The sequence below is a fragment of the Nonomuraea insulae genome, from assembly GCF_042656245.1.
In genome coordinates this window covers 167,706-187,060 of record NZ_JBHSPA010000027.1, presented here as the reverse complement: position 1 = coordinate 187,060, position 19,355 = coordinate 167,706, and the positions used below count along the sequence as shown (strand labels likewise).

General features: G+C 70.1%; 16 protein-coding genes. 8 read left to right on the top strand and 8 right to left on the bottom strand.

Annotated elements, in window-relative coordinates:
• Positions 1-62: 62 nt before the first annotated feature.
• The 4 genes from manB to ACFPZ3_RS23170 form a co-directional block, all read right to left on the bottom strand.
• Entirely contained in the window at positions 63-1,142 is a 1,080-nt protein-coding gene (gene manB / locus ACFPZ3_RS23185) for a mannose-1-phosphate guanylyltransferase (protein WP_465263565.1), read from the bottom strand.
• A 32-nt stretch (positions 1,143-1,174) separates the two neighbouring features.
• Positions 1,175-2,290, bottom strand: a complete 1,116-nt coding sequence (locus ACFPZ3_RS23180) for a glycosyltransferase family 4 protein (RefSeq protein ID WP_379516297.1) — start codon at positions 2,288-2,290, stop codon at positions 1,175-1,177.
• A 94-nt stretch (positions 2,291-2,384) separates the two neighbouring features.
• Positions 2,385-3,443 (bottom strand): lysylphosphatidylglycerol synthase transmembrane domain-containing protein, encoded by a 1,059-nt coding sequence (locus ACFPZ3_RS23175; protein ID WP_379516296.1) that lies wholly within the window; start codon positions 3,441-3,443, stop codon positions 2,385-2,387.
• On the bottom strand, positions 3,440-4,267 hold the full coding sequence (locus ACFPZ3_RS23170) for a class I SAM-dependent methyltransferase (RefSeq protein WP_379516295.1): 828 nt from the start codon (positions 4,265-4,267) through the stop codon (positions 3,440-3,442). The genes ACFPZ3_RS23175 and ACFPZ3_RS23170 overlap by 4 nt, the downstream gene beginning before the upstream one ends.
• Positions 4,268-4,361: 94 nt before the next feature.
• Between ACFPZ3_RS23170 and ACFPZ3_RS23165 the strand changes: the two genes are divergently transcribed.
• Genes ACFPZ3_RS23165 through ACFPZ3_RS23155 form a run of 3 tightly spaced genes read left to right on the top strand, consistent with a single transcriptional unit; the run spans position 4,362 to position 7,619 of the window.
• Positions 4,362-5,534, top strand: a complete 1,173-nt coding sequence (locus ACFPZ3_RS23165) for an SPFH domain-containing protein (protein ID WP_379516294.1) — start codon at positions 4,362-4,364, stop codon at positions 5,532-5,534.
• A gap of 36 nt (positions 5,535-5,570) precedes the next feature.
• A complete protein-coding gene (locus ACFPZ3_RS23160) occupies positions 5,571-6,650 on the top strand; it encodes a TFIIB-type zinc ribbon-containing protein (RefSeq protein ID WP_379516293.1) in 1,080 nt (359 codons plus the stop codon).
• Between the two features lie 9 nt (positions 6,651-6,659).
• The gene (locus tag ACFPZ3_RS23155; protein ID WP_379516292.1) at positions 6,660-7,619 is read left to right on the top strand and encodes a lysylphosphatidylglycerol synthase transmembrane domain-containing protein; all 960 of its coding nucleotides are present in this window, start codon (positions 6,660-6,662) and stop codon (positions 7,617-7,619) included.
• On the opposite strand, the gene ACFPZ3_RS23150 is transcribed toward ACFPZ3_RS23155, so the two are convergent.
• The 3 genes from ACFPZ3_RS23150 to ACFPZ3_RS23140 form a co-directional block, all read right to left on the bottom strand.
• The gene (locus ACFPZ3_RS23150; protein ID WP_379516291.1) at positions 7,520-8,581 is read right to left on the bottom strand and encodes a glycosyltransferase family 4 protein; all 1,062 of its coding nucleotides are present in this window, start codon (positions 8,579-8,581) and stop codon (positions 7,520-7,522) included. The two genes, ACFPZ3_RS23155 and ACFPZ3_RS23150, sit on opposite strands and share 100 nt — an antisense overlap.
• Positions 8,582-8,583: 2 nt before the next feature.
• The gene (locus ACFPZ3_RS23145) at positions 8,584-9,513 is read right to left on the bottom strand and encodes a glycosyltransferase family 2 protein (protein ID WP_379516290.1); all 930 of its coding nucleotides are present in this window, start codon (positions 9,511-9,513) and stop codon (positions 8,584-8,586) included.
• Positions 9,514-9,633: 120 nt separating this feature from the next.
• The gene (locus tag ACFPZ3_RS23140; protein ID WP_379516289.1) at positions 9,634-11,700 is read right to left on the bottom strand and encodes a glycosyltransferase family 39 protein; all 2,067 of its coding nucleotides are present in this window, start codon (positions 11,698-11,700) and stop codon (positions 9,634-9,636) included.
• A gap of 173 nt (positions 11,701-11,873) precedes the next feature.
• On the opposite strand from ACFPZ3_RS23140, the gene ACFPZ3_RS23135 reads away from it, so the two are divergent.
• The 5 genes from ACFPZ3_RS23135 to ACFPZ3_RS23115 all read left to right on the top strand — a co-directional run bounded on the left by ACFPZ3_RS23135 (position 11,874) and on the right by ACFPZ3_RS23115 (position 18,396).
• Positions 11,874-13,379 (top strand): hypothetical protein, encoded by a 1,506-nt coding sequence (locus tag ACFPZ3_RS23135; RefSeq protein ID WP_379516288.1) that lies wholly within the window; start codon positions 11,874-11,876, stop codon positions 13,377-13,379.
• 174 nt (positions 13,380-13,553) lie between these two features.
• A complete protein-coding gene (locus tag ACFPZ3_RS23130) occupies positions 13,554-15,167 on the top strand; it encodes an LCP family protein (protein ID WP_379516287.1) in 1,614 nt (537 codons plus the stop codon).
• A gap of 157 nt (positions 15,168-15,324) precedes the next feature.
• Positions 15,325-16,557 carry an acyltransferase family protein gene (locus ACFPZ3_RS23125; protein WP_379516286.1) on the top strand — a complete coding sequence of 411 codons (1,233 nt, stop codon included), beginning with the start codon at positions 15,325-15,327 and terminating at the stop codon, positions 16,555-16,557.
• A 56-nt stretch (positions 16,558-16,613) separates the two neighbouring features.
• Positions 16,614-17,576, top strand: coding sequence for a glycosyltransferase (locus ACFPZ3_RS23120; RefSeq protein ID WP_379516285.1), 963 nt, complete (start codon positions 16,614-16,616; stop codon positions 17,574-17,576).
• Between the two features lie 106 nt (positions 17,577-17,682).
• Positions 17,683-18,396, top strand: a complete 714-nt coding sequence (locus ACFPZ3_RS23115) for an acetoacetate decarboxylase family protein (RefSeq protein WP_379516284.1) — start codon at positions 17,683-17,685, stop codon at positions 18,394-18,396.
• On the opposite strand, the gene ACFPZ3_RS23110 is transcribed toward ACFPZ3_RS23115, so the two are convergent.
• A complete protein-coding gene (locus ACFPZ3_RS23110; protein ID WP_379516283.1) occupies positions 18,393-19,277 on the bottom strand; it encodes a glycosyltransferase family 2 protein in 885 nt (294 codons plus the stop codon). The two genes, ACFPZ3_RS23115 and ACFPZ3_RS23110, sit on opposite strands and share 4 nt — an antisense overlap.
• Between the last annotated feature and the right edge of the window lie 78 nt (positions 19,278-19,355).

Below are 19,355 nucleotides of genomic sequence, written 5' to 3'. Positions count from 1 at the left end.
CTGCTGAGCAGCGTCGCTGTCAGCGGGCGTTCCCGGCGGGTGGCCGACGTGGTCAGACTTGGTCAGACGTCGCTGGAGTAGCGCATGGCGCGTTCTGGCAGCTCGATCCCCGGCCAGATGCGGACCCCGTTCTGGAGCTCGTTGCCCGGCCCCACGATGGCGCCGTCGCCGATCACCGCGTCGCGCACCACCGTACCCGAGCAGACGCGAGCCCCCCGGCCCACCACCGAGTCCGTCACGGAGGCCCCCGCCTCCACCACGCAGTCGTCGCCCAGCACCGACCCCACCACCGTGGCCCCGGCCTCGACGACGGCGCGCGCGCCGACCGCCGTGCCGCCCTGCACCTTGGCCTCGGGCGAGACCGTGGCCCCTTCGAGCGCAAGGTACTCGCCCGTGGGACCGGGCAGCGCGGGCGAGGCCAGCCGGCCCAGCACCAGGTCGCGCGAGCCCTGGACGAGCGCGGCAGGCGTGCCGACGTCGAGCCAGTAGGTGCCGTCGTTGTAGCCCAGCACGAGCCGGCCCGACTCGATCAGCCCGGGGAAGGTCTCCCGCTCGACCGACACGACCTCGCCAAGCGGGATCGAGTCGATCACCGACCGGGTGAAGACGTAGCAGCCGGCGTTGATTCGGTTGGTGACCGGATTGGGCGTCTTCTCCAGAAACGCGGTCACGCGCCCCGCCTCATCGGTCGGCACGCACCCGAATCGGGTGGGATCGTCCACTTCCGTTAAATGGAGCGTTACATCGGCCTGCCGGTCACGGTGCAGGCGGACTTGCTCGCCTATGTCGTGGCCGGACAGGATGTCGCCGTTCAAGATGAGGACGGGGTCGTCGGGACCCGACGTGAGCGCCTCGGCGGCGTTGCGAATCGCACCGCCCGTGCCCAGCGGGGTTTCCTCCGTCATGTACTCCAGCGTGAGCCCGAACGCCGCCCCGTCGCCGAAGGCAGGCTCGAACATCGACGCCTTGTACGAGGTCGCGAACACGATTCGGCGTACGCCGAAGGATCGCGCCTGGGCCAGCTGGTGGGCCAGGAACGGCACTCCGGCGGTCGGCAGCAGCGGCTTGGGCGTGCCCAGTGTCAGCGGACGCAGGCGGGTGCCCTGCCCCCCGACCAGGAGGATCGCCTCGAGGTCTGGCAAAGAGCTCTCCATCACTCCGTGAGGTTACCGAACTATTCGATCGCGCGTTGATAGGAGCTGAGATGCGCCTCCGCGGAGGCGTCCCAGGTGAATTCCCTCGCCCTCGCCAGCCCGGCCTCCTGCATCTGCCCTCTACGCTGGGAAGAGGCCAGCAGTTGACCGAGCGCCGTGGCGATGCTGTCGGCGTCAGGCTCGGTGTAGGCCACCGCGTCGCCGCCCACTTCGGGAAGCGAGGTGCGGTGTGTCGTCAGGACGGGCGCGCCGCAGGCCATCGCCTCCAGCACCGGCAGCCCGAACCCCTCGCCGCGCGAGGGGAAGGCCACCACGAGCGCCCCGCCGAGGAAACCCGGCAGGTCGGGCGCGCGCAGGTAGCCGGGCCTGATGACCCTGACGGTGGCCTGGACCTCCCGGCAGGCGGCGTCCACGTCGTCCTCGTGCACGCCCCCTCCGATCACCAGCGCCGGCGGCTTGTCCAGGCGCTTGACGGCGGAGGCGAAGCCGCGGATGAGGTTGGGCACGTTCTTGCGCGGGTCGAGCGCTCCCAGGAAGGCCACATAAGGCTGTCCGTGCAGCCCGCATCTCATGGCGGCCCGGCGGATCTCGTCCTCGCTCGGCGGGTGGAACTGCGCCAGATCGACGCCGTGATAGGCGACGTCGATGCGGGTGGGATCGGCGGACAACACGCGGACGAGCTCGTCCCTGGTCGCCTTGGACGGCACGATCACCCGCTGGGCATGGCGTACGGCGGTGCGGGTGGCCGAGCGGAAGAACGAGGCGCGCGCGCTGTGCTGGTCGGGCTCGGTGAACCAGGTCGCGTCGTGCACCGTCACGACGGTCGGCAGGCCCGAGCTGAGCGGGATGGAGTAGTAGGGAGCGTGGATCACGTCGGCCCCGGCCTGGCGGGCGAGCAGCGGAAGTCCCGTCTGCTCCCAGGCCAGTCTGGCGGCCCTGTTGGTGATCGCGACAGGCCCGGGAATCACCTGGGCGGTCGGCGCGAGGCGCCGGTATCGTTCAGCTTCGGCTCGCTGGCAGACCACGGCCAGATCCGCGCCGGCTCTATCGAGCGCGGCCACGAGCCCGTCCACATATCTGATCAACGCGCCACGGTCCGCGGGGACCGCCGCCGCATCGACGAGCACTCGAGGCATTACGTAGATCTTCTCCCCTCAAGATCAACGTGGGACTGGGCGTCCCCCTCTCAGGTTCAGCTTATGACCAGCCTCCCCTAAATCGTGGTCCAAATCACACCGAGTCGCGACGCGCCGCAATTCCCGCCAAGCCTGCGCAGATCAGATCCCCCACGATGATGACAATGCGGGAGGAAAGGGCAATCGCAATTGCGGAGCCTCGGTCAAGCTGGGGTGCCAGCACCGCGACCATGGCCGCTTCCCGCACCCCCGCGCCCGCCGGTACGACGAAGGTCACGATGCCCAGGCACCACGACATCGCGAAGGCCCCGATCGCGAAGATCAGACCGCCCTGGGGCGCCACGAAATAGAGGTGCACGCCGTAGGCCATCCAGCCGGCCAGCGCCCAGCCGAGCGCGGTCAGCATGCCGCGCCGGGTGAGCGGGCGTTCGAGGGGCTCGCGCTTGAGCCGGCGCAGGGCGTACCCGATCACGCTGTTGATGACCTTGGGCTCGAGCAGGACGACGAACAACGGGATGAACAGCAGCAACCAGCCGAAGCGGTCCCAGCCGAGCGTGACGAGCGTGACCAGCAGGCCGGTGGCGATCTGGATCGGCATCATCAGGAAGAACGCCGCCGCGCTGCGCGAGCGCGGCACGCCGAGCTCGCGGCCCATCTCCATCTGGGCGAGCATCGGCCAGATGGTGCCCGGGATGTACTTGCCGAGCTGGCCCACGAAGAACACCTTGGCGGCGGGGCGCGGGGGCAGCGGCGAGCCGAGGTCGGACAGCAGCGTGCGCCAGGTGAGCATGGCCCCGAGCAGCGCGGCGACCACGGCGACGAGCGAGCCGGCCAGCGCGGGCAGGGACATCCTGGCGAACCCGGCCACCACGGCGTCCCACTCCCTGGCCACCGCCCACCCGCCGAAGCCGAGCGCGACGGCCAGGAAGCCGAACCTGACCAACCGCCGAACCGGCGACCGCCGCCTGACCCTGACCACCGCCTCCGGCACACCGTCGTCGACGACACCCTCCGCGATCTCCGGCGTGCCTGACGTGGCGGCACCATTCGCGGTCTCCGGCGTGCCGGAAGCGGCTGCCCCGTCTGCGGTGGCCGCCTCAGAGACGTCGTCGCCGTCCACGGCGGCCTCCTCGGCGGCTTTTCTCGTGGTCACAGCGGGCGCACCCGCTCGGGCGGCTGCGGCAGCGCCACGCCCACCGGCCGTCGTGGCGTCTTGGTGGCCACCCACAGGTACGTCGGCACGACCGGCAGCAGCAGCCTGAGCACCTCGCGCGGCGCCCGCGACAACACGGCCTTGACCACCTTCCCCAGCACGCCGGGGAACAACTCGCCCCCCGCGAACTTCGTCGGCGTGGCCAGCACCGGGAACGTGTAGTCCCACACGTGGAAGGCCCTGAGCATCTTGCGCAGCCCGCGCCGCGTCCTGAACCGCTCGTAGTAGTGGTCGGCCTTCCCGAACGCGCGTACGTAGCGGTCGGCCAGGGCGGGCGGCAGGTATGACAGGAACGGGAGTTTGTAGTGCGGCTCCACGACCCCGAGCCGGTTGCCGAGCCCGAGATAGAGCACCCCGTCATCGGACAACACCCGGCGCATCTCGGCCACCACCCCGTCGGGGTCGACCACGTGCTCGTAGATGTGGTTGAACACCAGCACGTCGATCGACCCGTCGGGGAACGGCAGCGCCGTGCCGTCACCGCACACGAACGCGACCCGCTCGCCGAACCGGTCGGCCGCCTTGCGCAGCCCCGGCACGTCGATGTCGATGCCCAGCGTGTGCCTGGCCCCCGCCTCGGCCAGCTCGTCGGCGATGAACCCGGCCGAGCAGCCCACGTCACCCACGGTCAGCCCGCCGAGCGGCCCGTGGAAGTGCTCCAGGACAGCGATGATCTTCGCCGCCTTCCGCCTGCGCTTCTCCTCGTCGAGCATGGCGGACTGGAACTCTGAGTATTCGAGCTGCGCGACCCGTTGCTTCACCACGGTTCCCCACCGTACCGACCTCTACGCCAATCCGGTGTCAAACGGCCTTTGGTACGGTGGCCGACCTGGCGATATATGGACGGACGGGGACGACGTGGCGCTTTTCGACAAGATCCGGGGCGAGTTCATCGACATCGTCGAATGGCTCGACGACAGCCGCGACACCCTTGTCTGGCGCTTCCCCCGTCACGAGAACGAGATCAAGATGGGCGCCCAGCTCGTGGTGCGCGAGTCGCAGGTCGCGGTCTTCGTCAACGAGGGCCAGATCGCCGACGCGTTCGCGCCGGGGACGTACACGCTGGAGACGCGGAACCTGCCGGTGTTGTCCACGTTGAAGGGCTGGAAGTACGGCTTCCAGTCGCCGTTCAAGGCCGAGGTGTATTTCGTCGGCACCCGCCAGTTCGCCGACTTCAAGTGGGGCACGCAGAACCCGGTCATGGTGCGCGACCCGGAGTTCGGGCCGGTGCGGCTGCGGGCGTTCGGCGCGTACGCGGCCAGGGTGACCGACGCCCCCGCGCTGCTGCGGGAGCTGGCGGGGACGGATACGCAGTTCCGTACCGAGGAAGTGGAGGGCTACCTGCGCCAGCTCGTCGTGGGACGGCTCGCGCACGCCCTCGGCACGGCCGGCGTGCCGCTGCTCGACCTGGCCGCGAACCAGCACGAGATGGGGCAGCGGCTGGCGCGGGCCCTGACGGCGGACCTGGCCGGGGTGGGGATCGCGATCCCGACCTTCACGATCGAGAACATCTCGCTGCCGCCCGAGGTGGAGCAGGCGCTGGACAAGCGCTCCCAGATGGGGATCGTCGGCGACCTCGGGGACTACGCGCGCTTCCAGGCGGCCAACGCGCTGGAGAACGCGGGCGGGGCCGGTGAGGGCATGGGCCTGGGCATGGGCATCGCCGCCGGCCAGCACATGGCCGCCGCCCTCACCCCACAACCTCAGCCCACCCACGCCCAGCCCGCCCAACCCCAGCCCACCCAACCCCAGCCCACCCAACCCCAGCCCACCCAACCCCAGCACCCGCAGCGGCAACCGCAGGAGGGGCCGCCGCCTCTCCCTCAGCCCGGCCGCTGGTTCCTCGGCGTGAACGGCGAGCAGCGCGGCCCGTTCGCGGAGCCGGACCTGCCCGCCGCCGGGCTCACCCCGGACGCGCTGGTGTGGAGGCCCGGAATGCCGCAATGGGCGCCGGCCCGCGACGTGCCCGAACTGATCACCCTCCTGGGCGGAACCCCACCCCCGCTGCCCCCCCGCCTGACCACCGCGTGAAAGCCCCGCCCTGATCCCAGGAGGACAGGACCCGAGATGACCTCCCCCACCCAGACCCCCGCCCACCCCTGTCAAGGCTGCGGCGCGAGTGTGGCGTTCGCCCCCGGCACCGCCGCCCTGCGCTGCCCCTACTGCGGCCTCGAACAGCAGATCGCCCCGCCGGTTCGCCAGATCCGCGAGTTCTCCTACGACGCCTTCCTGGCCAAGCCGCGCGTCCGGAACCTGGCCCCGCACCAGTTCGCCTGCCCGGGCTGCGGCGCCAGGACCGCGAGCGACGCGCTGTCCAGGGCCTGCCAGTTCTGCGGCACCCCGCTGGTCGCCGACCTGGCGAACGACAGCCAGATCGCGCCCGAGGCCGTGCTCCCGTTCGCCCTGGACAGGAACGGCGCCAGGCAGGCGCTGCGCGGCTGGGTGAAGTCCCGCTGGTTCGCCCCGAACCGCCTCAAGAAGGTCACCGAGGCGGAGACGATGAAGAGCACGTACCTACCGCACTGGACGTACGACGCCCGGACCGTCTCCGACTATGTCGGCCAGCGCGGCGTGCACTACTACGTCACCACGAGCCACACCGACTCGAACGGCAACAGGAAGACCCGCCGCGAGCGGCGCACCCGCTGGTACCCGGCCAGCGGCAGGGTGGCGCGCGGCTTCAACGACGTGCTGGTCGCCGCCACGCAGCGGGTCTCGGCGGAACGACTGGACGCGCTGCAGCCGTGGCCGCTGGAGCACGCGCTCCCGTTCGACCCGCTCTACGTGACCGGGCACCACAGCCTGCGGTACGACGTCGAGCCGCAGGCGGGCATGGACCGGGCGAAGGGCGTCATGGCGCAGGTCATCCACGGTGACTGCCGCCGGCACATCGGGGGCGACGTGCAGCGGGTGTCCTCGGTCGACACGCATTACTCGGACGTCACGTTCAAGCTGGCGCTGCTGCCGGTGTGGATCGGGAACTATCTGTTCGGCGGTGAGACGTTCCAGGTGCTGATCAACGGGGTGAACGGGGAGGTCCAGGGCGATCGGCCGTACAGCGTGCTGAAGATCACGATGGCGGTGCTGGCCGCGGTGGTGGTTCTCGCGGGCCTCGGGTTCTGGCTTTACCTGGAGAACCGCGCGTAACCTGAGCCAATGCTCCGCCGCCTGTTGCGCATCCTCCTCGCCCTGGTCGCGATCGGTTTCCTGGGCTACGGGCTGGCCACGAACTGGGACGAGACCACGACCGCCGTCGGCGCGATGTCGGCGTGGTCGGTGCTCGGGGCGTTCGCCGCCGTGTTGCTCGGCCAGTTCTTCATGCTGCTGGCCTGGCGGGAGATCCTGGCGGGGCTCGGCACGCGGGTGCCGGTGCGGATCGCGGGGCGGATCATGTTCGTGGGGCAGCTCGGGAAGTACATTCCCGGGGCTGTGTGGGCGTACGCGGCGATGATGGAGCTCGGCCGCGATCACGGGAGCCCGCCGCGGCGTACGTTCGCGACGATCTCGCTGGGGCTGGTGATCAACCTCGGGGTGGCGATCTCGATCGCCGCGGCCACGCTGGGCTCGCTGGAGGCGGTGCGCGAAGCCTGGTACCTGGTGCTGCTCGTGCCGGTGATCATCGTGTGCCTGCATCCCAAGGTGCTCACCTGGGGGCTCAACCTGGCGCTGCGCATCGCCCGCAGGGAGCCGCTGGAGAGCGCGCTGCCCGGCAGGACCGTGGTCGTGGCGGTGGCGTGGACGGCGCTCGGCTGGCTCGTGTACGGCGTGCACATCTGGCTCGTCGCGGGCCGCGCCGACCTCTACGTCATCGCGACCGGGGCCTACGCCTTCGCCTGGGCGACCGGGATCCTGACCGTCGTGGTGCCGGCCGGCGTCGGGGTCAGGGAGGGCGCCCTGGTGCTGGTGCTCGGGCCGATCCTCGGCACGCCCGCCGCGCTGGCGGTGGCGATCGTGTCGCGGCTGGCGTTCACACTGGCCGACGCGGCGGCCGCGGGCATCGCGTTCCTGCTGGGCCGTCAGGCGCCGAGCAGCGCCCCCGCGTACGCCGACCAGAACGGCTCGGGATCGACCGCCTTGACGCCCGACCGCAACCTCTCGGGCTCGCCGGAGGCGTAGAACCGCTCGAGCACCTGCCGCAGCGCGCCGGCGTCGCCCGGCTCGACCAGCAGCCCGTCCACGCCGTCGGTGATGTGCTCGGCCAGCGCGCCGACGCGGGTGGCGATCACCGGCACGCCGTGCTCGTGCCCGAGCCAGACGTTCTGGCTGGCCGTGGCATTCCGGTACGGCAACACGAGCGCGTCGGCCGCGGCGAACAACTTCGGCACGTCCTCGGCCGCCACGTAGCCGGGCCGCAGCTCCACCCGGTCCCCGAGGCCCAACTCGCCGACCAGCGCCTTCGTCTCCTCCAGCCCGCCCCAGAACTCGCCGGCGACCGTCAGGGAGACCCCGTCGGGCAACGCCCGCAGCAGCAGGTCCAGCCCCTTGTACGGTCGCACCATGCCGAAGAAGAGCAACCTGCGGTGCACCCGCGTGGAGCGCTCCGCGGTCGTCGAGGGCAGGTGCGGCGGCATCCCCGCCACGGTGACCGGCCTGCCCGTGAGCCCGCGCGCCAGCTCCGCCTGCTGCTCGGAGTGGGTCAGCACGCCGTCGACCCGCTTGAGCAGGGCCTTCATCAGGGGCTGATCGTAGGGTTTCGGCTCGTGCGGCAGCACGTTATGGCAGAGCGCGACCGTATGGGTCTTCTTCCCCGTCCCGTACAGAATGCCCAGGTAGGGGGGAACCTGCACCGGGCTCAGGACCGCCAGCACCACCAGGTCGGCCGAGCGCGAGCGCCGTCCGGCCGCCACCCAGCCGTCGGGCCGCCGCCAGTCGAGCCGCCGCGCGGTCTTCGGGTAGGGCGTGCCCTCGGGCGCGGAGATCGTCTGCTGTCCCGGATAGAGGAACGACGGGTATTGCGCCCGCCACGACTCGATCACCACGTCGTGGCCGAGCGCCGTCAGGCGGTGCGCCAGCTCGGTGGTGTGCTGCGCCCCGCCCCCCTTGTACGGATAGGTCGGGCCGACGATCGCGATCCGCAACGTCACTCTCCCCGCGAGCGCACGATCAGGTCGGCGAGCAGAGCCACGGACCCGATCAGCATCCCGGACAGGAAGATCATGACGGTGTTGGCCGGGAAGTAGAACGGGTGCTGGATCATGTCCCAGATGCCCTTCACGAACCCGATGACCACCAGCCACAACGCCGGCGGCATGAGCACCTTGAGCGGGTTGAAGTACATGATCATCCGCAACACCTGCAGGATGTAGCGGTAGGCGTCGGAGACGAAGCTGAACTTCGACTTCCCGGCCCGCTTGGCGTACTCGGTCGGCAGGTAGTGGACGTCGTGCTGGTTGGACAGGAACGACAGGGTGATCGTGGTGACGCAGGAGAACCCGGGGGGCAGCAGCCGCAGGTAGGGGCGGGCCACCGACTTGCGGAAGGCGCGCAGCCCGGAGTTGAGGTCGGGGATCTTCTGCCCGGCCAGCTTCTCCGCCACCTTGCGGATCACCCACTTGGCGGGCACCCGCAGCAGCTTGTGCGAGCCCTCCTCGCTGGTGCGCGCGCCGACGACCATGTCGACCGTCGCGTCCTTCTCCAGGATCTGCACCAGCTCGGGGATGCGCTCGTTGGCGTAGGACATGTCGGCGTCGGTCCAGACGACGATCTCGCCCTTGGCCTCCTGCGAGCCGATCCGCCGCACGGTGCCGGCGCCGCCGTTGCGGTGGAAGGCGCGGATGCGCAGGTTGGGGAAGCCGGGCGCGGCCTCCTGCAACTTGGCCAGCGTGGAGTCGGTCGAACAGTCGTCCACGGCGACGAGCTCGTAGGTGTAGCCGCTCGAGTCCATCGCCTTGGTGATGCGCTCCACCTCGTCGATGACGTGATCCTGCTCGTTGTAGCAGGGCAGGACGATCGTGACGTACGGCGCTTCTTCCACGGCAATTCCACTCTTGGGGGTCTCAAGCGTGCTCACGGGGGTCGAGGTTACTCTGCCCAACTGGCAGACGGGTGCACATCGGCCCAGCGGGAGCTCCCGATTCGGGGGTTCTTCTCCTAGTTTGGCCCATTTGACGCGTGGCTTTTCCAGCGCCGGTCAGGCGACCGCCATCCACACGTTCATCCGCAGGGACCACGTGCCGTTGGGGGCCTCGGTGAGCGAGCGTTCGTCCTGGCGGGTGACCAGTTCCACCACTTGCGACGTCGTCCCGTACATGGAGACCTGCCCCTGCTCGGCGCCCAGCACGACGGGGACGCGGCCCGCCGCGCGCACCCGGTCGATCTGGCGGCGGACGTTGTCCTCGGGGGCGGTCTCGTGGCCCTCCCGGTCCACAAAGGCCGCCGGTTTGCCGCACATGCCACGTATGACCTGGGTGAAGCGGTCGGCCGTGACCCGCTCCACGATCAGCACCGAGGCGTCGGCCGGGATCCGCGCGCACATCGCCTCGACCGCCGCCGCCTCGCCCCGCTCGACCGGCGTGAACGCGGTCCCGATCGAGGTCACGACCGGCGGCACGAGCACCAGCGCGACGGCCAGCGCCGTCCCCCACTTCCTGACGTGCGGCCCGTGCCGGTCGAACAGGCTGCGCAGCCGGGCCAGTCCGTACGCGGCCAGCAGGATCATCCCCGGGATCACGATCGGGACCAGGCGGCGGGCGGCCCACGGGTGGTCGGGTGTGATCTCGGGCCGGATGAGCGTCGACACCGTCGTCCAGCCCACGACCGCCAGAGGCAGCAGCCACTCGAACGGCGCGCCGTCGCGCAGCAACCGGCGGACGAGCAGAGCGGCGGCGAGCGTGGCCAGCACGACGGTGGGGAGTCCGACGTACCAGGCGACCCAGTGCAGGGAGTTCTCGAAGTAGAGCCGGGTGCCGTCGATGGGCAGGCCGTTGGCGCGCTGGATCTGCTTGATCATCTCGAACGTGCGGTAGTCGTCCGAGTTGCTCGGGACGCGGGTCACGGTCTGGAACCACGGGCGGGCGTACAGGGCCGCCATCAGCAGCACGACCAGCGCGCCGCCCGCCCTAGGGGCCCATTTCGGCAGCCGGATCCTGGCCAGGGCGGGGGCGGCGGCCGTACCGATGAGGATGACCACGAGGACGGCGGCGCAGATGAGCAGCAGCGGCTTCACCGAAGCGGACAGATAGTCAAGGTAGGGACGAGCCAGCAGGTACGCCGCCGACATCCCGATTCCCGCCCCGGCCACCAGCCCGGCCAGCAGCGGCAGCCCCAGCATCCCCTGCGGCCTGCCCAAGCGCCGCATCGCGATCAGCAGGCCCGCGAACGCCAGCACCGGCAGCACGTCACGCAGTCCGTCGATCCTGACCAGCACGGCCAGCCCGGACACCAGGCCCGCCAGCAGCCCCCTTCCCCACGTCGGCCGTTCGAGCGCGTCGTAGGCGAGGGCCAGGCCGCCGAACAGCAGGATGAGCGACGGGATCTCGCTGAACGTGGTGCGCGAGGTGTACAGGATCGGCATGCTCACCGCGAATGCCAGCGCGGCCACCACCGCCCATCGCGCCCCCGCCAGCCGCGCCACCACCCCGGCCACCGTGAGCACGGCCAGCGCGCCCAGCACGGCCGGGATCATGAACGGCGCGCCGAGCCAGTTGCCGATCGCGAACATCATCGGCGGGCCCGGCATGAACTGCGGCACCACCGACCCGTCCACGGCGTAGGACCCGACGCTCGCGAAGGCCAGCCCGTCGGCGCCGCCGAACGCCTCGGCCTGGGCGGGGATCGGCAGCGAGCCGTGACCGGCGATCCAGGCGGCGTACTGCGCGTACGTCGCCGGGTCTCGTCTGATGGCGACCTGCTCGCTGTGCATGATCGCGTTGAACACCCCCGACGCGACCGCCACCGCCACCACCCCGGCGACGTGCCACACGGCGGCCGTGCCGGTCGAGGTCGCGCCCGTACTGTCCGCCGAGACGGCCCCGGCCGCACGCGACGCGGCCCTGGCCCGCAGGCCGCTCCCGCCCAGTCGCCGCGTGCCCGCCCAGCACAGCAGCGCTACCGCGGGCAGCCCGAGCAGCGTGGCGGGCAGGGGGGCGTACCGGCCGAGCAGGAGAAGCGGCAGGCCCACCAGCAGCCAGCCCGCCACGGCCAGCGCGGGCAGAACGGATATCACGGCGAGCGCTCGGCCGGGTCGATCAAGTTCCATCGTCGAGCGAGCGTACCCAACCTCCCACACCCACCGTCCCCGCCCCGGTCCGCACACGCGTGTCCCCACCCGCGCTGGAGCACGGCACGGCGAACGCGCGAGCGCGGGTAGCGTACGGTGACCCGCGTTCAGCGGGGCGCCGCAGGTAGCGGAATACGCACCTACGGGGGGCCGTGCCGGAGAAGTGGGAGGGCGTGCGGTTGATGTCGGAGGCTCGCCAGGAGGAGCCCGCCAAGACCGGCCGCGGCCGACGCCGCCTGCCGCGCGACCCGAAGCCCTGGTTGCGGCGGCACGCGTGGTTCCTGGCCGTGCTGGCCGTGGGCACAGCCCTGCGGGCCCTGGCCATGGCCGGATACCGCCCCGCCCTCTGGTTCCCCGACACCTACACCTACATCGTCACCGTCTTCAAACCCCGCCCCGACCTGGTACGCCCGGCCGGCTACTCCATGTTCCTCAAGCTGCTGGAGCCACTGCACGCCTTCGGCGCGGTCACGGTGGCGCAGCACCTGCTGGGCCTGGCCACCGGCGTCCTGATCTACCGGGCCGCGCGCAGGGCGCCGAGGTGGGTGGCGACGCTGGCCACGGTTCCGGTGCTGCTGGACGCGTACCAGGTGGAGCTGGAGCATCTGCTCGTCTCCGACGCGCTGTTCATGTTCCTGGTCGTCGCCGCCGTGGCCCTGTGCGAGACGCGGCGCGGTGCGACCGTCGCGGGCATCGGCCTGCTGCTGGCCGCCGCCACCCTCACCAGGACCGTGGGTCAGCCGCTCATCGTCGTCCTGGCGGCCTGGTTCGTGCTGCGCGGCCGGATCAGGCTGGCGGGCGTGCTGGTGGCCGCCGCGCTGGTGCCGATCATCGCGTACGGCGCGTGGTTCTATGCCACCTACCAGCGTGTCGGCCTGGTCGGCGCGAACGGCGTCTTCCTGTACGCCCGCACGATGTCCTTCGCCGACTGCGCCAAGATGGACCCCCCGCCCGACCTCAAGGTCCTGTGCGACCCGCGCCCCCCGGAGCGGCGGCCCCCGTCGCAGGAGTACATCTGGGCCAGGGACTCCCCCTTGGTGCTGCTGCCGGACATCACGTTCTCGAAGGAGAACGACGACCTGGCGGCGAGGTTCGCGATGCTGGCGGTGACCAGCCAGCCGCTCGACTACGCCTCCTCGGTGCTGACAGAACTGGTGCGCAGCTTCAGCTGGGATCGCCCGGTCTACCCGGATCCCGAGGTCTACGGCTATTACCAGTTCCCGACGACCGAGCCTGGACCACCTGGGCGCTATCCCGCGCAGGTCGGCGCCGAGTATGCCAAGCTCTACGAGCAGGGTGCGATCGGCACGGAGATCGTCGAGCCTTACGCCGGATGGCTGCGGGCCTATCAGAGCATGGCCCGGCTGCCCGGCCTGGTGCTCTTGGGGGTCCTGCTCGTGCCACCGGTGGCGGCGATCGCCCGCAGGCGTAACGGAAGGCGCCTGACGGCGGATCCGGCCTGGCTGGTGCCCTGGTCGGCGGCCATAGTGCTGCTGATCACACCGGCCGCGGCCGCCGAGTTCGACTACCGGTATGTGCTGCCGGCCGTACCCCTGGCCTGTTTGGCGGCGGCTCTCTGCATCAGGCCTGACGTGCAAGCACAGTCCGGTGGCAGGAAAGAGTTTGGCGATGATATTCCACCCAATGTCCGGCTCTGAGTATGCTGTGCCGCGAAAACATCACGCCCGGGTCACGACCGTTCCCCACGATCACGACTCGGGCCACGCCGTACGCGACCTGGTCTCGTGGCGCGGAGCAACCGAGCCGACGGCGCCTGGAGTGAGACTGGGGGGCGTATGAGTGACTACAGAGGCGTGCCGGTAGTCGATTCCATGCAGGATCACCGAAGTGCTCCCACACAGCCCGGCAGCAGGATGGCCCGCAGGCAGGCCGCCGCGGCCCCACCACCGCCGCCACCACCGCCCGACGACCGCCCCCCGCGCGGCCACCGCTCGGAAGGGGGCGGCGGCCAGACCAAGATGCGCGTGCTGGCCTGGGTCAGCATCGGTCTCACCGCGGTGATGGTCGGGGGCGCGCTGACCGGTTATGTGCTCTACCGCGACGCCTTCGGCAACATCAAGGAGAAGAGCGTCAAGGAGGACATCATCAACCCGCGCCCCCCGGACACGGGCGCGCTCAACGTGCTGCTCGTGGGCTCGGACACGCGGGCCGGAGACGGCAACGCCAGATATGGCCAGAAACTGGCCAGGGAGGCGGACGCCGGCGGCAAGCGCACGGACACGATCATTCTCCTGCATCTGTCGCCCAACCGGGACCAGGCTCGTCTGATCAGCTTCCCGCGCGACTCCATGGTGCAGATCCCGAAGTGCAAGAACGAGGCCACCAAGCAGGAGATGCCCCCGCGCCGGGACATGATCAACTCAGCCTACAACTCCGGCGGCATCGCCTGCACGATCTCCACCATCGAGACCCTCACCAACATCCGCGTCAACCACTTCGTCGAGGTCGACTTCAGCGGCTTCAAGAACATCGTGGACGCGCTCGGCGGCATCGAGATCTGCCTGCAGTCCGGCGTCAACGACAAGGCCTCCAAGCTGGTGCTGCCGCCCGGCAAGAGCCTGCTCAACGGCGAGAAGGCGCTCGGCTACGTACGCCTGCGCAAATACGGCGACGGCAGCGACATCCAGCGCATCAAGCGCCAGCAGATCTTCCTGAGCAAGGTCGTCGCCAAGGCCACCAGCAGCGAACTGCTCACCGACGTGGGCCGCCTGAGGGACTTCATCGCCGCCGCGGCCGGCTCGGTCACCATGGACCCGGAGCTGGCCAACGACACCGAACAACTCCTCCAGATCGCGACGAGCGCGAAGGAGATGACGGCCAGCGGGGTCAAGTTCACCACGATCCCGTGGGGACCCGACCCTGTGGACAAGAACCGGGTGGTCTGGAAGGAACCGGACGCCACCGAGCTGTTCACCTCGATCAAGACCGACACCGAGGTCACGACCCCGTCGCCGAGTGCCAGCGCGAGCGCCAAGCCCAAGGTCGCCCTCAAGCCGGAGCAGGTGAAGGTCCAGGTGCTCAACGGCACCAAGACCTTCGGCAAGGCCCGCGAGGTCGCCGACGAGCTGGCCAAGCAGGGCTTCAACGTCGTCGAGGTGGGCAACTACCAGGCGGCCGGCGGGGCGAGCGTGGCGAAGACGGAGATCCACTACGCCAAGACGGTCGCCTCGGCACCCGACCACGCGGGCGCGCTGGCCGGCTCCGTCCTGCCCAAGCCGACGTCCGCGGCGGGCAAGGTGCCGGCTGTCGGGGCGCAGCCGTACACGACCACGGCCGGCGCCACGGCGGGAGCCGGGCTGAAGGGCACTCCGGTGATGCAGCTCGTGGTCGGCGAGGACTTCGATTCGATCAAGGTGACGAAGCTGCCCGACAGCGTCAACAACAGCACCATCACCGCCTCCGACCAGAAGAACGTCTGCACCTGAGGCTCCAAGTTCCCTGTGTAACCGGGCGTTCTGGACCACTGCGAGAGACAGGACCCTCGAAGGCGGGATAGTGTGTTCCGGGTCGGCGACGCAGCGCGACACAAGGGTTGTGGTCGTCGTGTCCCCCGGCCCCGAGCGAAGCTGAGCGACTCCCCCTGTGTCTGAGATCAGATCCTCCAAACCGGCCACGACCCCTCGGAGTCCTGACCAGGAGGGGCCCGCCGACACGGGAGCCCGGTGGCCGCTGCCGGAAGAGAATTTCTGGAGCGAGTCCACCGATCCGCACGGGATCGTCCCCGGCGAGCCCCAGCCGCAGGCGGCGGTGGCGCAGGCCCCGGAGTCCGGGGAGGGGCGTCAGGAGCAGCCCGAGCCGCAGCCGCAGCAGGACAAGCCCAAGCGCAAGCGCGACCCGTTCCTCGACAACGTCAAGTTCGTGCTGATCGCGCTGGTGCCGATCGGGCACTCGCTGGTGCCGACGCTGTCCGCCGACTCGGCGCGGGCGGTCTACATCTTCATCTACACCTTCCACATGCCGCTGTTCGTGCTGGTCAGCGGCTACCTGTCCAGGAACTTCTGGAACTCCAACGCCAAGACCAACAAACTGGTCGACACGTTCCTGATCCCGTACGTGATCGTCGAGGTCGGCTACGCCGCGCTGCGCTTCTCCGTGGGCCAGAAGTGGAGCCTGACGATCATCGATCCGTCGTGGCTCAACTGGTATCTGCTGGCGCTGCTGTTCTGGCGGTTGTCCACACCGGTGTGGAAGCGGATGAAATACCCCGTGCCGGTGGCGATCGCGATCTACCTGTTCGCCGGGTTGTCGCAGATCTCTGGTGACTTCAGCATGGACCGGTTCTTCGGCCTGCTGCCGTTCTTCGTCATCGGCCTGGTGATGCAGCCCGAACACTTCGAGATGCTCAACCGCCGCTGGATCAAGATCCTCTCAGGGGTCACGATCGCCTGCGCGGCGGCGGTGGCGATCTATCTCGCGCCCATGGCGAAGCTCAGCCCGTTCTACTTCAAGAGCAGCTACAAGGACCTCCACCTGTCGTGGTGGATGGGGCTCGGCGTGCGCACCGGCCTGCTGGTGTGCGCGCTGGCCATGTGCCTGGCCGTGCTGGCGCTGGTGCCCAGACGCGAGACGTGGTTCACCGATCTCGGCACCCGCACGCTCTACTGCTACCTGCTCCACGGCATTCCCGTGCTGATCGCCAAGGAGATGGGCTGGCTGGAGTTCCCGTGGCTGTACGGGCCGCTCGGCGTGCTGGCGATCAGTTCGACCTGCTTCGCGCTGGCCATCATCCTGTGCCTGCCGGAGACCCGTACGGTCTTCAAGTGGGTGCTGGAGCCTCGGCTGACCTGGCTCTATCGCCGGCCCTCCCGAAGTTAAGCGACCGTTCCGCCTGCATTAACGCCTTTGACCTGGTAGGCGCGGAGCATCGACACATGCGCGCATGTGTCGCCACCACCGTCCATCATCCCGAGGACGCCCGGATCATGCACAGGCAGATCCGGGCGCTGCTCGACGCGGGCCACGAGGTGACCTACGTCGCGCCGTTCACCTACTTCAACGTGACCCCGGCCATGGGGCTCACCGCGGTGGACGTGGCCCGCCACGCCTCGCCCGGCCGGGCCCGCGGCGCGCTCAGACGCGGCGTACGGGGCGCCGACCTGCTGATCGTGCACGACCACCGGCTGCTGCGCGCGCTGCCCCACCGGCGCCCTCCGGTCGTCTGGGACGTACGCGAGCAGGTCTCCCCACGGCAGATCGCCCGCGCCGGGCGCCGCCACCAGGTGATCACCCCCGCCGTGGTCCCGGAAGCGACCCTGGTGTCGTCCAGCCCGCCTCCTCCCGGCGACACCAGGGTCGTGCACATCGGCCGCCTGTCGGCCGAGCGCGGCGTGACGGAGCTGATCGGGCTGGCCGAGCGCCTGGTCCCGCACGGCGTCCGGCTGGACCTGATCGGCTCGGCCGCCCGCGAGATCCGCCCGCTGCTGCGGGACGCGCAGCGGGTGGGCCTGCTCGACTGGTTCGGGTACGTGCCCAACCGGCACGCCCTGCGCATGGCCGAGGGCGCCCTGGCCGGCCTCTCGCTGGCCGACGACACCGTCCGGTACGTGCCCACGAAGATCATGGACTACATGGGCCGCGGGCTCCCGGTGATCACGACCCCGCAGGGCGCCTCGCTGGTCGAGGGCGCCGGGTGCGGGCTCGTGGTGCCGCTGGAGGTGGACGCGGTGCTGAACGCCGTACTGGACCTGAAGGAGGACCCGGTACGACGGGCGAAGCTGGGCGAGCTGGGACACGTGGAGGCGCGAATGCGCCACCACTGGCCGGACCACGCCGCCGCCTTCGTCCGCCGCGCCGAGTCGTGGGCCGGCGTCACCACCCACGCGCTGGCCGTCTGAGAACGGCCGAGGCCGAAGGCGACGGGCGCCCTCAGAATTCACATGACACCTAGACGCCACCGGGCCGGGAATGGTCACACGGCTTGGGGGTTGATGTACTGGGTCCATGGCATCGCATCTGATCCAGGGCCGGACGGTGGGCATGCCTGTACGGGTGAGGGACGCAGAAGTGTGCAGCGCCTTCTACCCGGTGCGTGCCGACGCCGCCAGGGCGGTGATCGCGTACTCCGGCCTAGACGTGGCCGAGGTCCTGCCCGGCAAGGCCGTCTGCGTGCTGCTGTTCGTGGACTACCGCGACGGTGACCTCGACGCCTACCACGAGTTCGGCATGGCCTTCCTGGTGCGCCCTCCGGGCTCCACAGGCTCCACGGGGCTGGGAGATCTGCGGCAGGCCGGGGTGTTCGTGCACTGGCTGCCGGTGGACCAGCGGTTCACGCTGGAGGCCGGGCGGACGTTGTGGGGGTTCCCCAAGGAGCTGGCCGACATCGAGTTGCGGCTGGGGTCGCCGTACAAGAGGTGTGTGTTGCGCAAGGACGGCCGGCTCGTGCTGGACATGCTGATCAAGCCGGGTGTCCCCGTGCTCGGCGCCACCGCGATGGCGCCGATGGCGGCCTACACCCACCGCGACGGGGTCACGCGGCGCGTGCCCTGGTCCGTGCGGGCCCGCGGCGCCAGGATTCGTCCGGGCGGCGCGCTGATCCGCCTGGGCAACCATCCCATCGCCAAGGAGCTGAGCGAGCTGGGGCTGCCCAAGCGGGCCATGTTCAGCACGACGATCGCGCACGCCGCGATGAGCTTCGGAGAGGCGGCGCAGGCCTAGACGATCGGCGGGCGGCCGAGCTTGACCATCCGCCAGGCGGTGCGCCAGGCCATCGGCCGGCGCTCGCCTGCCGGGCTGCGCAACCCCTCGAAGAAGCCGGAGAACCACGCCTTGAGCGCGCCGGAGGAGGAGCGCTCGCGCACCAGGGTGAGCACGACCCAGTTGGTGAGGTAGAGGACGGCCAGCGGCCACGGCAGGTTGCGGCGGGCCAGCCAGACCCGGTTACGGGCGTTGAGCCGGTAGAACTCGGTGTGGCGGGTCGGCGGCACCTGCGGGTGGTACATCACCGTCTCGGCGTCGTATTCGATCCGGTAGCCCTCGCCCAGCAGCCGCCAGGCCAGGTCGGTCTCCTCGTGGGCGTAGAAGAACTTCTCGGGCAGGCCGCCCACCTGGAGGAAGGCCGAACGCCTGATCGCCGAGGCGCCGCCCAGGAACGTGGTGACCGGGGAGGATCGCTGCGGGTCGCCGGCGCGCAGGCGCGGAACGTGCCGCCGCTGGCCGATGCCGCCGTCCGGGTCCATGACCCGGAAGGAGATCACCGCCAGGTCCGGCTCGGTGGCGAAACGGTCGCGCACGTGCGCGACGACCTTCTGGCTGGCATACCAGCCGTCGTCGTCGAGAAACAGTACGACGTCTCCCGAGCACTCCTCGACGCCGCGGTTACGGCCGGCGGGGATGCCCGTGTTCTGGTCGAGCCGGATCGCTTTCACGACCGCGGCCGACCCCTCGGGTGGCGTCGCCGACACCGCGGGCACGTCGGCACCGTTGCCCACGATCACCACCTCGACGTCGCCGTCGACCTGGTTGAGCGCGGACTCGACCGCCCGGTTCAGCTCCGCGACCCGGTTACCCATGGTGAGGATGACGCACGAGATCTTCAACGAATCATCGTCCTGACGCGTTGAGAGCACGGGCGGAGCATTCTTTCATGATCACCGAGTCTGCTGGTCTGCATAGTC